Source organism: Pseudomonas sp. NFPP24 (assembly GCF_900112095.1).
Taxonomy (GTDB): Bacteria; Pseudomonadota; Gammaproteobacteria; order Pseudomonadales; family Pseudomonadaceae; genus Aquipseudomonas; species Aquipseudomonas extremorientalis.
The window spans coordinates 19039-32502 of the sequence record NZ_FOKD01000001.1 but is presented as its reverse complement, the minus strand read 5'-3'; the positions used below and the strand labels follow the sequence as shown (position 1 = coordinate 32502).

Here is a 13464-nt window from a genome sequence, read left to right as displayed (position 1 = left end):
GACCGCTGGCTTGCGATCGGTACGTTACACTGTTGCATTATCGTCTTCTGCGTAACGTCTACCGCCATGAAATCCTTGTACTTCGCTTTTGTGTTCCTTGTGCTCGCAGGCTGTGCCAGCGGCCCTCGCCTAAACACCAACCACCCCTCGGTGAACCACGACAACCGCGTGCAGTTCGTAGTCGTGCATTACACCTCGACCAACCTTGAACGTTCCCTGGCACTGCTCACCCATGGTCAGGTCAGCAGCCATTACCTGATCGGCGACGACGCCTCGGCCACGATCTACAAGCTGGTGGACGAGAGCCAGCGCGCCTGGCACGCGGGGGAAAGCGAGTGGATGGGCCGCACCTGGCTCAACTCCAGCTCCATTGGCATCGAGATCGTGAACCCAGGCTACAAGGACACACCTACGGGCCGCTTGTGGTACCCCTACTCAGAGGCGCAGGTGAAGTCCCTGGTGGTGTTGCTCAAGGACATCAGCAAGCGCAACGGTATCGACCCCAAGAATATTATTGGTCACAGCGATATCGCGCCGTTGCGAAAGCTCGACCCAGGCCCGCTGTTCCCCTGGAAGCGGCTGGCCGCCGAAGGGTTGGGCGTTTGGCCGGATGCGCAGGCCGTTGCGCGCTTTCAGGTGCAATACGCCGCCGAGCTGCCAAGCATCACCTGGTTCCAGGAAGAGCTGGCCCGCCTGGGCTACCAGACGCCCCAGACCGGCGAGTTGGATGTCGCCACGCGCCATGTGATCGCGGCGTTCCAGATGCATTTCCGGCCGTCGCTGTTCGATGGCACGCCGGATGCAGAAAGTGCAGCCATTCTGCGTGCGTTGAACCGAAGCTAGAGCGGCAGCGCCATATAGAACTGAGTGCCCTGCCCCGGTCGCGAGTACACGCCCATGCGGCCACCGTGCAATTGCACGATTTCCTTGCACAGCGCCAGCCCCAGGCCGGCGCCGCCTTTCTTGCGGCCCACCTGGACAAAGGGTTCGAAGATCCGCCCCTGCTGCCCGTAGGCGATGCCCTCGCCGTTATCCTCGACGCTGACGATCACCCGCTCGCCATGGCGCCGTGCCTGCAGGCGTATCTGCCCGCCCGCGGGAGTGTGGCGCAGCGCGTTGCCCAGTAGATTGTCGAGCACCCGCTCGAGTTGCACCTGGTCTGCATACAGCCGAGGCAGGTCGGATTGGGCTTCTACCAGCAGTTCGATATCTTGCGCGTTGGCGGGCTCGGCGAAGCGTGCGCGAGCGTGTTCGAGCAGATCGGTGACGTCGCACGGCCCCAGCGTGAGTTTTTGCAGGCCGTTCTGGTAGCGTGAGAAGTTGAGCAGGTCGTTGATCAACTGCATCAGGCGCTGCATCTCTTCATTGACGGTATCCAGCAAGTCCGCTTCACGGGACTCCGCCGGGAACTTCGCACGTTCGCGGAAGAGTCCGAAGGCCATATGCATGCCAGTCACCGGCGTACGCAGTTCATGGGAAGCGCGCAGTACGAACTCGCTGCGCACCCGCTCGAAGGCGCGTTGTTCAGTCACGTCATGCAGCACCATCACTGCGCCGAGAATATGTCCCTGGGTATGGCTGACCGGGGTCAGGCTGTAGGTCAGCAGGCGCAGTTCGCCCTCGACCTCCACTTCCAGATCCTCCGGCGCCCGCTCCAGGTTGCCGCCGCGCAGCACCAGGTGCAGTTGCTCATCCAGCTCCGGACGCGACAAGGCTTCGCCCAGGCCTTGGCCGAGGCGCTCCTCGTCCCAGCCCAGTTGGCGCTGAGCCACGGGGTTGAGATGCTCCAGGCGGCCTTGGCGGTCAATCATCAGCAAGCCATCGTCGATGCTGTCGAGCACAGCCTGCAAGCGCTGTTGGCCGGCCAGCAGTTCATCCACATTGGTCGCCTGATGCTGGCGCAGAGCTTCGGCCATGATGCCGAAGCGGCGGGTCAGCTGGTTCATTTCTGCTGCCGAGGAGATTGGCAGCGTCACCTCGAAATCCCCTTGTCCGATCTTGTCTGCCGCTTTGGCCAGCGCTTCGATCGGTCCGCCAAAACGCCGGGCGATGCCATGGGCTGTCACAAACCCGATGATCAGCACGGCAAGCCCCACCAACCCCAGTAATCCGGCGACCAATAACGCGCGTTCGCGGGACTTGTGCTCGCTGTTGCTGATGTTTTCCAAAGCCTGCTTGTGTTCGGCGATCAGGCCATTGCGCAGCGTGTTGAAGGTGTCGGTGAGTTTGTCCTTGGCGCCGGGCGGCGGCGTCGGTTGCTGGGATTCATCAAAGGCCTCCAGCAGCGCCTGATATTGGCCTCGGGCCTGACTGAAGCCCGTCCCGCGACCGTCGCGCTGTTCATGGGCAATGCCTTGATCCAGCAGGTCGAAGTAGCGCCGTTCCGAGGATTGCAGCGCCTCGGGGTCCGGCCGGTCTTCCAGCATCATGATCAATTGATCGCCCAGGCTCTGGCGTAGCTTGAGGCCCAGGTCCAGGGTGACGAAGTTGCTGCGAATCAGGGACTCCTGGGTCTTGGCCATTTGCATGACACTCACCAGGCCCAGGATCAAACCCAGCAGGGCAACGGTAATCAGCGCTGAGATGCTCAGGAATAATCGAGTGCGCAACTTCATCGCTAACTTCATAGAGTACAGCTCACAGGTTGTACTGTTTGCGTTTGCGGTACAGGGTCGACGCGTCGATGCCGAGGGTGCGGGCCGCCTGGTCCAGGGTATCGCTGGTGGCAAGCACTGCGCCGATGTGGGCTTTCTCCAACTGGTCCAGACTGAGTGCCGCGCCAATGCGTGGAGCATTGTTGCTAGGTTGTTCGGCCATGCCCAGGTGGCTGATTTCCACCTTCTCCTGCGGGCAAATGATGCTGGCGCGCTCCACCACGTTGCGCAGTTCGCGAATGTTGCCCGGCCAGCGGTAGTTGAGCAGCGCTTCGCGCGCTTCATCGCTGAAACCGCGTGCTGGTCGGGCATATTCCTTGACGAAGCGCGCCAGGAACCGGTCGGCCAGGGTCAGGATGTCTTCACTGCGCTCGCGCAACGGTGGCAGATGCAAGGTGATTACATTGAGGCGGTACAGCAAGTCTTCACGAAAGCGGCCGTCACGCACCATGTCTTCCAGGTTCAGGTTGGTGGCGGCGAGGATGCGCACATCGGCACGGCGGGTGACAGGGTCGCCCACGCGCTCGTACTCCTTGTCCTGGATAAACCGCAGTAACTTGGGTTGCAAGGTGAGGGGAAAGTCGCCGATCTCGTCGAGAAACAGCGTGCCGCCGTCCGCTTGGTTGACGCGGCCCAGGGTGCTTTCACTGGCGCCGGTAAACGCCCCTCGGCTATGGCCGAACAGCTCGCTTTCCATCAGCTCTGCCGTCAAAGAAGGGCAGTTGATGGTCACGCAGGATTTCTTCGAACGCTTGCTCCAGCCGTGAATCGCGCGGGCCAGTTCGCCTTTACCCGTGCCGGACTCGCCAAGGATCAGGATGTTCGCATCTGTCCCAGCCACCTGGCGCGCCGTTTCCAGCACCACCATCATTGATGGGCTGTGAGAGTCGAGGCCGTCTTTCGGCTGGCGCACTTCGCCCTCCAGGGCTTCGAGCCGCGCAGACAGTTGGCGCACTTCCAACTGCTTGGCGGTGGCCAGGCGCAGTTGATCGGGGCTGCAGGGTTTTACCAGGTAGTCAGCGGCGCCGGCCTGGATAGCATCGACGGCGGTATCGACTGCCGAATGGGCGGTGACGATCACCACGCGCATCCAGGGCGCCTGGATTCGCATCTGGGCCAGCACATCCAGGCCATTGTCTTCGCCCAGGCGCAAGTCCAGGAAGCACAGGTCGAATACCTGGCGTTGCATCAAGGCGTCGGCCTGGGCCGCGCTGTTCGCAGTGGCGACGGTGTAGCCTTCATCTTCCAGGCAATAACGGAAGGTGCGGAGGATCGCAGACTCATCGTCCACTAAAAGAATGCGGCCTTGAAGTTCCTTGGCTGATTCCATCTGTCCCGCGCTCCTTAAACTATGAATGATGGTGTTTAGTCCCGGAATAATCGGGCAAGTTGCATGGTTTATTCTGATCGATAAATAGCAGTGTCGTGCAGGTATCTGCATCACTTCCTACAAAGCCCCGTCTGATGCCGTTTTCATGCCGTCTTGCCACTTCGGCAACACCCTCTTCGTTTTCTATCCCTCGACCCGACCGCTGGCCATCGTGCATTTCGCACGGCATCCACGGGGGCATCGTGCAGGATGCTGGAGGGTGCATGAGTCTTTAGTTCATAACCATCTGATTTTATTGGGTTTTATTTTGTAAAAAAACTGGCACGCGCTCTGCAATAGCTCTTCCAACGAATAATCAAAATGCGGGAGAACAACAGCATGACTCGCCAAAGCCTCAGCCAACTGCGTGTATCGCCACTGCGCTTGCAGCAAGGCCTGTTTGCCAGCCTGGCCCTGATGGTCACGCTGATCGGTGGCCAGCAGTTGCAACATTGGCAGCAGAGTCAGCCGCAGATCCCCCAGTTTGAACGTCCGTCCATGACCCAGACCCATTTCCGTTCCGTTGGCAGTGTTGCTGCCGATGCAACAGCCCCGCAACTGCGGATGGTTGACCAGGAGTCTTTCCTGAGTGAGCTGCCATCCCAGGAGCGTTGGGTGTTCTAGGCACCAAAAGGCCACTTTCGTGGCCGCAAAGCACTACCGCTGTTACCTCTATAAAGAAGCATAAGGAGAATCACCATGTTGAGTTGGGCAATCACATTTCTGATCATCGCCATTGTGGCTGCAGTCCTGGGCTTCGGTGGTATCGCGGGCACTGCCACGGGTATCGCAAAAATTCTGTTTGTGGTGTTCCTGGTGATGTTCATCGCTTCCTTCTTCTTTGGTCGTCGCGGCCGAGGCTGAAAATGACCACTTTGTCCTTCAAAGCCATTACTGCCGCCCTGCTACTGGGCGGCAGCGGCTTGGCGATGGCCGCCAACGACGGCCAGTCCCGAGCCAACGAATTGCTCAGCGCGGACCCGCAATACCGTGAGACCTGGCAAGGCGTGGTGAAGAAAGAAGAGCGACTGCCGGAATGGGTGATGAACCTGTCCGGCACCGCTGAGCAAATGAATGCCGTGGAAGAAGATGGCGACAAGTATCTGGTCGGGCCGCTCTGCGAGACCGCGGACACCTGCCTGAACAAGCGCCTGATCGTTGCCTTCAGCCTCGACAAGGAAGATGCCTACGCCATGTTGGTGGAAGTCCCGGCCGGTCTGCCTAAGGACAAGTCGCCAACGCGGCACGCCGATTACCGTTTTATCGGTAAACCGGATGAAGGCATGCAGAAGCTGCTGATGGAGCAGCTGAAGAAAGATCCGAATTGGTACTAGGTTCCGTCTGACACGCGTGTTGTCTGCGGGGCCGGCGTCCATAGAAGGAAGCCCTCGCTTCTTTCTGTTTGCACCGCTCGCCAAGGGCGGTGCATGACCAAGGGGCCGGGTTGCTCTGATCACCTGCGATCGGCGCGACCTACGGGTACAGGGAGTGCCTGCGCAAGGGCCGGGTCAGGCGAAAAGCTGCGACGCAGGTTCACAAGCCATCGGCTTGCTGAACTTGCGGCGGGCTTTAACGCTCCTTCTTCCGTTGTTCATGCCGCCCTTAGTCGCAAATCACCTTTCTGCTCATCTCCAAACATTACTTAGTGTGTCGGGTAGACCATCTATCGATAAATTTTGGTGGGTGCCATAGGACATTTCCGACACTAAATGATGGAATTCTCAGGCATTTCCGCCAGGTCCCCGGAGACGTCCCGAATCTCTGAGCGAGCCGGGTTTGGCCGGTTCACGGCATTTTTGTCGGACAAAATGTCACATTTGAACTGACCGTTCGGACAGTTATTATTAAAAAATCTCATGCCGATTCGGCATAGGGTAGGCGTTTACGGCATTAGACGTCGAACCCTTGCATGGGAATAGTTGCGCCTTTTTTCGCCTGCCAGTAAGCCATTTCGGCCATGCTGCGGTGACCTTCCATGGAGGCAGATGCACACACTTTTTCGCTCTCGAGCGTTGCGGCTGGCGCATTTGCCTTAAGTTCACTTGAAGTAAGGGTAATGACATGAAGAAGGCAAAGCTAAGCCTCGCCTGGCAGATCCTCATCGGTTTGGTGCTGGGGATCGCAATCGGTGCAGTGCTTAACCATTTCAGTGCTGAAAAAGCCTGGTGGATCAGCAACGTATTGCAGCCAGCGGGCGATATCTTTATCCGCCTGATCAAGATGATCGTGATCCCGATTGTGATTTCCTCGCTGATCGTCGGCATTGCCGGTGTGGGTGATGCGAAGAAACTCGGGCGCATCGGCGTCAAAACCATCCTTTACTTCGAAATCGTCACCACCATCGCCATCGTGGTCGGCCTGCTGCTGGCCAACCTGTTCCACCCGGGCGCGGGTATCGACATGAGTACCCTGGGTACCGTCGACATCTCCAAGTACACCGCCACCGCCGCCGAAGTGCAGCATGAGCATGCGTTTATCCAGACCATCCTCAACCTGATCCCGTCGAACATCTTCGCCGCCGTCGCCCGTGGCGAGATGCTGCCGATCATCTTCTTCTCGGTGCTGTTCGGCCTTGGCTTGTCGAGCCTCAAGCCTGAGCTGCGTGAGCCGCTGGTGACCATGTTCCAGGGCGTGTCCGAGAGCATGTTCAAAGTCACTCACATGATCATGAAGTACGCCCCCATCGGGGTCTTCGCACTGATCGCGGTGACCGTTGCCAACTTCGGCTTTGCCTCGCTGCTGCCGCTGGCCAAGCTGGTGATCCTGGTTTACGTCGCCATCCTGTTCTTCGCTTTCGTGATCCTCGGCCTGATCGCCCGCCTGTTCGGCTTCTCGGTGATCAAGCTGATGCGCATCTTCAAGGATGAGCTGGTACTGGCCTACTCCACCGCCAGTTCCGAGACCGTGCTGCCGCGTGTGATCGAGAAGATGGAAGCCTACGGCGCGCCGAAAGCCATCTGCAGTTTCGTGGTGCCGACCGGTTACTCGTTCAACCTCGACGGTTCGACCCTGTACCAGAGCATCGCGGCGATCTTCATTGCCCAGCTGTATGGCATCGACCTGTCGATCGGCCAGCAACTGATGCTGGTGCTGACCTTGATGGTCACCTCCAAAGGCATCGCTGGCGTACCGGGTGTGTCCTTCGTGGTGCTGCTGGCCACCCTGGGCAGCGTGGGCATTCCGCTGGAAGGCCTGGCGTTCATCGCCGGTGTCGACCGCATCATGGACATGGCGCGTACTGCACTGAACGTGATCGGCAATGCCTTGGCCGTGCTGGTGATCTCCCGTTGGGAAGGCATGTACGACGACGCCAAGGGCGAACGCTACTGGAACTCGCTGCCGCATTGGCGCACCAAGACCGCCGCGCCGGCCGCCCAGGCCACCCGCAGCTGATAGCGTGACGGCTTAAAGACAAACCCCGGAAAATTCCGGGGTTTGTCGTTTCTGCCAGCCCCGCTATCATTCGCCCCATTCTTCGGGGGGATTCAACTGATGCTCAATGGCCTGTGGCTTGGCTTCTTTGTCGTGGCAATGGTGTCGGCACTGGCGCAATGGCTGGTCGGCGGTAACGCCGGGATATTCGCGGCAATGGTCGAAAGCATTTTCGCCATGGCCAAATTGTCGGTGGAAGTCATGGTGCTGTTGTTCGGCACCCTGACGCTGTGGCTGGGTTTTCTGCGCATCGCAGAGAAAGCCGGGATCGTCGATTGGCTGGCCAAGGCCCTCGGCCCGCTGTTCCGCCGTTTGATGCCGGAAGTGCCCGCCGGCCACCCGGCCATCGGCTTGATCACCCTCAACTTTGCCGCCAACGGCCTGGGCCTGGATAACGCCGCCACCCCCATCGGGCTCAAGGCGATGAAGGCCTTGCAGGAACTCAACCCCATCCCCAACACCGCCAGTAACGCGCAGATCCTGTTCCTGGTGCTCAACGCGTCTTCATTGACGCTGTTGCCGGTAACCATCTTCATGTACCGCGCCCAGCAAGGCGCGGCGGACCCGACGCTGGTGTTCCTGCCGATCCTGCTCGCAACCAGTGCATCCACGCTGGTGGGGCTGCTCTCGGTGGCAATCATGCAGCGCCTGCGGCTGTGGGACCCGGTGGTGCTGGCGTACCTGGTCCCCGGTGCGCTGGTCTTGGGTGGTTTCATGGCGTTGTTGGCGACGCTCTCCGCCACGGCGCTGGCCGGGCTGTCCTCGATCCTTGGCAACCTCACCTTGTTCGGCCTGATCATGCTGTTCCTGGTGATCGGTGCGCTGCGCAAGGTCAAGGTCTACGAGGCGTTTGTCGAAGGCGCCAAGGACGGCTTCGACGTGGCGAAGAACCTGCTGCCGTACCTGGTGGCGATGCTCTGCGCCGTGGGGGTGTTGCGAGCGTCGGGCGCGTTGGACTTCGGCCTTGAAGGCATACGCCATGTGGTCGCCTGGACGGGCATGGACACGCGCTTTGTCGATGCCTTGCCGACCGCGATGGTCAAGCCATTCTCCGGCAGTGCCGCGCGGGCGATGTTGATCGAGACCATGCAGACCCAGGGCGTGGACAGCTTCCCTGCACTGGTCGCGGCGACGATCCAGGGCAGTACCGAGACCACTTTCTATGTGTTGGCGGTGTATTTCGGCTCGGTGGGCATCCAGCGCGCGCGGCACGCCGTGGGCTGTGCGTTGCTGGCGGAGTTGGCCGGCGTCGTTGCGGCGATTGCGGTGTGCTATTGGTTCTTTGGTTAAGGCTCGGATTGCTATCGGGGGCAAGCCCCCTCCCACAGGTTGATCTGTGAACACATTCAAATGTGGGAGGGGGCTAGCCCCCGATGAGGCCCTCAGTGTTTAGCTGCACTATTGCCTTGCTGAACAACCCAATCCACCACCTGCTTATTCAACTGATCCCCCGCCTGCCCAAACCCGGCGACCACCGCCGGCACCTTGGTGTCGCTCACCGGCTGCCTCACCTCAAACCGTCGGCTGGCCACGATCCGTTGATCACTGCCGCGTACCAGCCGCGCATCCAGGCGAATCACCACCTCTACCGCACTGCCGTGATATTCACTCTGGAACGCCTGCAATTGCCCACCCAGTTCGTAGTCGGACTGCAGGTTGGTGTCATCGGTGCTCAGCAGCGTCACCCGGCTATCACGCTGGAAGCCGTCCATGAAGCGGTTGCGCAACAGCACCGGCGCCGGATCGCTCCAGCGCGAGTTCGCATAGCTGCTGATCAGGTCGCCAGTGGGCACCACGGCAATGCGCGGGCTGTCGAGAAACTCGCTGGTCTGCGGCTTGTTCACACGCAGTGACCAGCTGACCGGCGCGCCCTGGCTGGCGGTCTGCGCCGCGGCAAGGCGATACACATCCGAAGGGTCGGCCTTGGGCAGAATCGAACACGCGCTCACCAGCGCCAGGGCCAAAGGGGCGATCATTGTGTAAGCACGCTTCATGGCGTGAACTCCTTGTTCTTGTCGCTGCCCAGCAAGTAACCGCTGGGGTTGGCTTCCAGGCGGCGGGAGATGGCGCGCAGCGAACCGAGGGTTTCGCGCAGCTCGCGCACGGCCGGCGCCAGTTCGTTGAGGCCTTGCATGCCGCTGTTCACCGAGTCCTTGTTGTTGGTCAGCAAGGTGTTGATGGTCGCGGTGCTTTGTTCAAGAGATTTCATGGCCTGCTCGGCGCTGCCGAAGGCCTGCTTGCCTTGTTCGTTGAGCAAGCCATTGGCGTTGCGCATGAGCACGGTGGTCTGTTCCAGCGCCGCAGTCGCCTGCTTGCTCACCTGCATCAGTTGCTGCATCACCACCTTGATATCGCCGCGCTGGTCGGCAATCGCGCCGGTGGTTTGCTGCAGGTTCTCCAGGGTGTTGCTCAGGCGTTCGACGTTCTCGCGGGAGAACATGTGATTGGCGTTGTGCAACAGCAGGTTGACGCTGGTCATCAGGTCGTTGCTGTTGTTGAGCAAGCGCGCGATGGGCGATGGCGAGGCGATGATCTGCGGCAGGTTGCCGTCCTTGCCCTTGAGCTCGGGACTCTGCGGGGTGCCGCCACTGAGCTGGATGATCGAGGTACCGGTGATACCGGTCAGGGCGAGCTTGGCCTGGGTGTCTTCCTTGATCGGCGTCTGCCCGGCCAGGCGGATGCGCGCGAGCACGCGGCGCGGGTCCTTGGGGTCCAGGCTCAGGCTGATCACGTCGCCCACCTTGATCCCGCTGTACTGCACCGAGCTGCCCTGGGACAGGCCGCTGACCGCCTCGTTGAAGATCACTTCGTAGTCCTGGAAGGCGCTGTCGACGCTGGACTTGGCCAGCCACAGGCCGAACAGCATCGCGCCGACCACCACGATCACACTGAACAGACCGATCATCACATGATGGGCTCGGGTTTCCATGTCATACCTCGTTGAGCGATTGAGCGGCATCCAATGCCGCGCGGCCACGGGGGCCGTGGAAATATTCGTGGATCCACGCGTCGTCGGTTTCCGAGACAACATCGATGGCATCGGCCACCAGCACTTTCTTCTGTGCCAGCACCGCCACGCGGTCGGTAATGGTGTACAGCGTGTCCAGGTCGTGGGTGACCAGGAATACGCTCAGGCCCAGCGCATCGCGCAGCGTCAGGATCAGTTGGTCGAATTGCGCTGCACCGATGGGGTCGAGGCCCGCCGTGGGTTCGTCGAGGAACAGAATGTCCGGGTCCAGCGCCAATGCGCGGGCCAGGGCGGCGCGCTTGATCATGCCGCCGGACAGTGACGCCGGATATTTGTCCGCCGCCGACAATGGCAGCCCGGCCAGGGCCAGCTTGACGGCGGCCAAGTGCTCGGCGTCGCGGCGGCTGAGGCCGGCGTGTTCGATCAAGGGCAGCGCGACGTTTTCGGTAACGGTCAGCGAGGAAAACAACGCGCCCTTCTGGAATAGCACGCCAAAGCGTCGTTCCACCAAAGAGCGTTCGTGCTCCGGCAGGCTCGGCAGGTTCTTGCCGAACACCCGCACCTCACCTTCGCTGGGACGACGCAGGCCGACAATGCTGCGCAACAGCACCGACTTGCCGCTGCCGGAGCCGCCAACCACTGCGAGGATCTCGCCCTTGTACAAATCCAGGTCGAGGTTTTCATGCACGCTCTGGCTGCCAAAGCGATTGCACAGGCCACGCACTTCAATCACCGCCTCACTGGGCGCTCGGTGTAGACGACTCACCAGCCCATCTCCATGAAAAACAGCGCGGCCACGGCATCCATCACGATCACCACAAAGATCGATTGCACCACGCTGGAGGTGGTGTGGGCACCGACCGATTCGGCGCTGCCGCTGACCTTGAAGCCTTCCAGGCAACCAATCGCAGCGATCAGGAACGCAAAGATCGGCGCTTTCACCATACCCACGAGGAAGTGCTGCACGCCGATGTCCGATTGCAGCAGCGAGAGGAACATCGCCGGCGAAATATCCAGGGCCACCGCGCACACCACGCCGCCGCCGATGATGCCCGAGAGCATTGCCAGGAACGTCAGCATCGGCAGCGCCACCAGCAGCGCCAGCACGCGGGGCAGTACCAGCAGCTCCATCGGGTCCAGGCCCAGGGTGCGGATCGCGTCGATTTCTTCGTTGGCCTTCATCGAGCCGATCTGTGCGGTAAAGGCACTGGCGGTGCGGCCGGCGATCAGGATCGCGGTGAGCAAGACGCCGAATTCCCGTAGGAAAGAGAACGCCACCAGGTCTACCGTGAAGATCGTCGCACCGAAGCTCTTGAGCACCGTGGCGCCCAGGAAGGCCACCACCGCACCCACCAGGAACGTCAGCAAAGCCACGATGGGCGCGGCATCCAGTCCGACCTGTTCGAGGTGCGCAACCATGGGCGTCACGCGCCAGCGCTTGGGGCGCAAGATGCTACGGGCGAAGGTTTCGAGAATCAGGCCGACGAAACCCAGGAGTTTCTTGGTGTCCTGCCAGACCGTGTCCACCGCACGACCGATACGTGCCAGAACCTGAATGCCCGCCGCTTCTTCCGGGGCTTTTTCCGGCACGCAAAAATCATTCAGGGAACGGTAGACGGTCTTGAGCAGCGCGCGGTCGGCGGCAGACAAGCTGCAATCGGTCTGTTCGGCGGACTGCTCGATGCGGGTGGGTCCCAGCAGTTCCACCAGCAACGAGGCGCCGGCGGTATCCAGGGCGCCGAGGCCGTTGAGGTCGATGCGCGCGCCGGCGTCGTATTGGCCGTCGAGCTTGTCCGACAGCTTTTTCAGGCTGGCATAGTGGGCAAGCGTCCAGTCCCCCGTAATCCGCAGTTGTGGCGGGGTGGTGGACGTATCGAGGTGGGCTGCGCCGGCCGTTGTAGGGGGGGTCATAAGCTCCGAGCTTGTTTGGCTATCCACAATTCCTACGTAATAGCACGATACGGCCTACTTTGGGTTGTCCGTTTGTGCTGAGTCCGTCACCTTGAAGCGCAGCACACCGATCACCTGCCCGTCTTCGGTCAGCACCCGTACCTGCCAGCGGCCCACGGCGTCGGCCGGGAAGTTCTGCTTGTGGGTCCACGCGCGGTAACCCTCTTTGCGCCCGCCGTGGATATCCAGGGCGATGCGGTCGACCTCTTGGCCGTTGAATTTCCACACGTGGTAGATGCGTTCATCCAGTCCACGCGGCGCATTGATCGCGGTATAGGCGTACAGCCCACCGCTGCGCAGTTGGGCGGCAGTGACTTCCTTGAGGTCGTCGCCTGGTGTGCGGTCCTGCAGTTGGGTGCTGATGGCCACTTCGGTCATCCACAACGTGGCCGGAGGCACCCAACTGCGCAGGAACCACCCTGCGCAGCCGATGGCGGCGGTGACTCCGAGCAGCATCGCCCAGCCTTTGACGCTACGCAGCGGCAGGCTTACCGCCAGGCTGGGGATCGACAGTGCCATGGCCACGCCGAGGGCCAGTTTGTAACTCTCGGCGGTGGTCAGGTGCAGGATGATCGGCAACGCGGTGAGCAGCGCCGCGAACAGCGTAAAGGTGTGCAGTGCAAGGAACAGCGAGCGCTTGGGCGCCAGCCACTTGTAGTACAGCGGGTCGGTGATCGAGATCAGCGCCGCCGCGCCAAGCAAGCCCGTGAATATTGATTGGCCACTGTTCCACGCGGTGGTGACGAAAAAGAACGGCAGCACGAAAAACAGACTTTCCTGGTGGATCATCTGGGTTGCGTAGCGCAACAGCGGTTCGGGGATTTCGCGCTTGAAAATCCTGGTGAACAGCTGGGTGAAGCTGTTTTCCAGCATCAGCCACAGCCAGCTCACCAGCATGATCACCGCAATCCAGCTGGCCATGCCCTGCTGGCGATCCACCAGGATGAAGCTGCCCACGCCTGAGATAAAACCGCCGAGTGCAATCACCCCTGGGTAGCGCTTGATCAGCTCGAGGATGCGCTGGATTAAGTGGGTCAGGTTTGGCATTCGGCGGTTCACAGTCTTATAGGAAAAAATCCCAGACAGAATAA

The 13464-nt window shown here is 60.8% G+C and carries 13 protein-coding genes; 6 read left to right on the top strand and 7 right to left on the bottom strand.

Features of this window, described 5'->3' with window-relative positions; genetic code table 11:
* The first annotated feature begins 66 nt into the window (after positions 1–66).
* Positions 67–843, top strand: coding sequence for an N-acetylmuramoyl-L-alanine amidase (locus tag BM026_RS00155; protein WP_093527066.1), 777 nt, complete (start codon positions 67–69; stop codon positions 841–843).
* Here the strand turns inward: BM026_RS00155 and BM026_RS00150 are convergent.
* A complete protein-coding gene (locus tag BM026_RS00150) occupies positions 840–2627 on the bottom strand; it encodes a KinB sensor domain-containing domain (RefSeq protein WP_093527064.1) in 1788 nt (595 codons plus the stop codon). The two genes, BM026_RS00155 and BM026_RS00150, sit on opposite strands and share 4 nt — an antisense overlap.
* 10 nt (positions 2628–2637) lie before the next feature.
* On the bottom strand, positions 2638–3984 hold the full coding sequence (gene algB, locus BM026_RS00145) for a sigma-54-dependent response regulator transcription factor AlgB (protein ID WP_058424438.1): 1347 nt from the start codon (positions 3982–3984) through the stop codon (positions 2638–2640).
* 378 nt (positions 3985–4362) lie between these two features.
* On the opposite strand from algB, the gene BM026_RS00140 reads away from it, so the two are divergent.
* From BM026_RS00140 to BM026_RS00120, 5 genes are all read left to right on the top strand, one after another.
* The gene (locus BM026_RS00140) at positions 4363–4647 is read left to right on the top strand and encodes a hypothetical protein (RefSeq protein ID WP_092242367.1); all 285 of its coding nucleotides are present in this window, start codon (positions 4363–4365) and stop codon (positions 4645–4647) included.
* 75 nt (positions 4648–4722) lie between these two features.
* On the top strand, positions 4723–4887 hold the full coding sequence (locus BM026_RS00135) for a DUF1328 domain-containing protein (RefSeq protein ID WP_003170804.1): 165 nt from the start codon (positions 4723–4725) through the stop codon (positions 4885–4887).
* 2 nt (positions 4888–4889) lie between these two features.
* Positions 4890–5357, top strand: a complete 468-nt coding sequence (locus BM026_RS00130; protein ID WP_093514279.1) for an inhibitor of vertebrate lysozyme family protein — start codon at positions 4890–4892, stop codon at positions 5355–5357.
* Positions 5358–6084: 727 nt separating this feature from the next.
* Positions 6085–7416 carry a glutamate/aspartate:proton symporter GltP gene (gene gltP, locus BM026_RS00125; RefSeq protein WP_092241406.1) on the top strand — a complete coding sequence of 444 codons (1332 nt, stop codon included), beginning with the start codon at positions 6085–6087 and terminating at the stop codon, positions 7414–7416.
* Positions 7417–7515: 99 nt separating this feature from the next.
* Positions 7516–8745, top strand: coding sequence for a nucleoside recognition domain-containing protein (locus BM026_RS00120; protein ID WP_093527062.1), 1230 nt, complete (start codon positions 7516–7518; stop codon positions 8743–8745).
* A 92-nt stretch (positions 8746–8837) separates the two neighbouring features.
* On the opposite strand, the gene BM026_RS00115 is transcribed toward BM026_RS00120, so the two are convergent.
* The 5 genes from BM026_RS00115 to BM026_RS00095 are packed head-to-tail and all read right to left on the bottom strand — an operon-like array spanning position 8838 to position 13420.
* Complete coding sequence (locus BM026_RS00115; RefSeq protein ID WP_093527060.1) at positions 8838–9449, bottom strand: ABC-type transport auxiliary lipoprotein family protein; 612 nt, start codon at positions 9447–9449, stop codon at positions 8838–8840.
* Positions 9446–10384 (bottom strand): MlaD family protein, encoded by a 939-nt coding sequence (locus tag BM026_RS00110; protein WP_092241402.1) that lies wholly within the window; start codon positions 10382–10384, stop codon positions 9446–9448. Before BM026_RS00110 ends, BM026_RS00115 begins: the two co-directional genes overlap by 4 nt.
* Position 10385: 1 nt before the next feature.
* A complete protein-coding gene (locus BM026_RS00105) occupies positions 10386–11189 on the bottom strand; it encodes an ABC transporter ATP-binding protein (protein ID WP_071490959.1) in 804 nt (267 codons plus the stop codon).
* A complete protein-coding gene (locus BM026_RS00100) occupies positions 11186–12334 on the bottom strand; it encodes an ABC transporter permease (protein ID WP_071490960.1) in 1149 nt (382 codons plus the stop codon). Before BM026_RS00100 ends, BM026_RS00105 begins: the two co-directional genes overlap by 4 nt.
* Before the next feature lie 54 nt (positions 12335–12388).
* Entirely contained in the window at positions 12389–13420 is a 1032-nt protein-coding gene (locus BM026_RS00095; protein WP_093527058.1) for a DUF5924 family protein, read from the bottom strand.
* Positions 13421–13464: the final 44 nt, after the last annotated feature.

Excerpts from the sequence above, each read along its gene's own strand:
- BM026_RS00150 (WP_093527064.1), bottom strand. The coding sequence starts at position 2,627 with ATGAAGTTAGCGATGAAGTTGCGCACTCGATTATTCCTGAGCATCTCA.
- BM026_RS00130 (WP_093514279.1), top strand. The coding sequence starts at position 4,890 with ATGACCACTTTGTCCTTCAAAGCCATTACTGCCGCCCTGCTACTGGGC.
- BM026_RS00100 (WP_071490960.1), bottom strand. The coding sequence starts at position 12,334 with ATGACCCCCCCTACAACGGCCGGCGCAGCCCACCTCGATACGTCCACC.
- BM026_RS00120 (WP_093527062.1), top strand. The coding sequence starts at position 7,516 with ATGCTCAATGGCCTGTGGCTTGGCTTCTTTGTCGTGGCAATGGTGTCG.
- BM026_RS00155 (WP_093527066.1), top strand. The coding sequence starts at position 67 with ATGAAATCCTTGTACTTCGCTTTTGTGTTCCTTGTGCTCGCAGGCTGT.
- BM026_RS00110 (WP_092241402.1), bottom strand. The coding sequence starts at position 10,384 with ATGGAAACCCGAGCCCATCATGTGATGATCGGTCTGTTCAGTGTGATC.
- BM026_RS00115 (WP_093527060.1), bottom strand. The coding sequence starts at position 9,449 with ATGAAGCGTGCTTACACAATGATCGCCCCTTTGGCCCTGGCGCTGGTG.
- BM026_RS00095 (WP_093527058.1), bottom strand. The coding sequence starts at position 13,420 with ATGCCAAACCTGACCCACTTAATCCAGCGCATCCTCGAGCTGATCAAG.
- BM026_RS00135 (WP_003170804.1), top strand. The coding sequence starts at position 4,723 with ATGTTGAGTTGGGCAATCACATTTCTGATCATCGCCATTGTGGCTGCA.
- algB (WP_058424438.1), bottom strand. The coding sequence starts at position 3,984 with ATGGAATCAGCCAAGGAACTTCAAGGCCGCATTCTTTTAGTGGACGAT.
- BM026_RS00140 (WP_092242367.1), top strand. The coding sequence starts at position 4,363 with ATGACTCGCCAAAGCCTCAGCCAACTGCGTGTATCGCCACTGCGCTTG.
- gltP (WP_092241406.1), top strand. The coding sequence starts at position 6,085 with ATGAAGAAGGCAAAGCTAAGCCTCGCCTGGCAGATCCTCATCGGTTTG.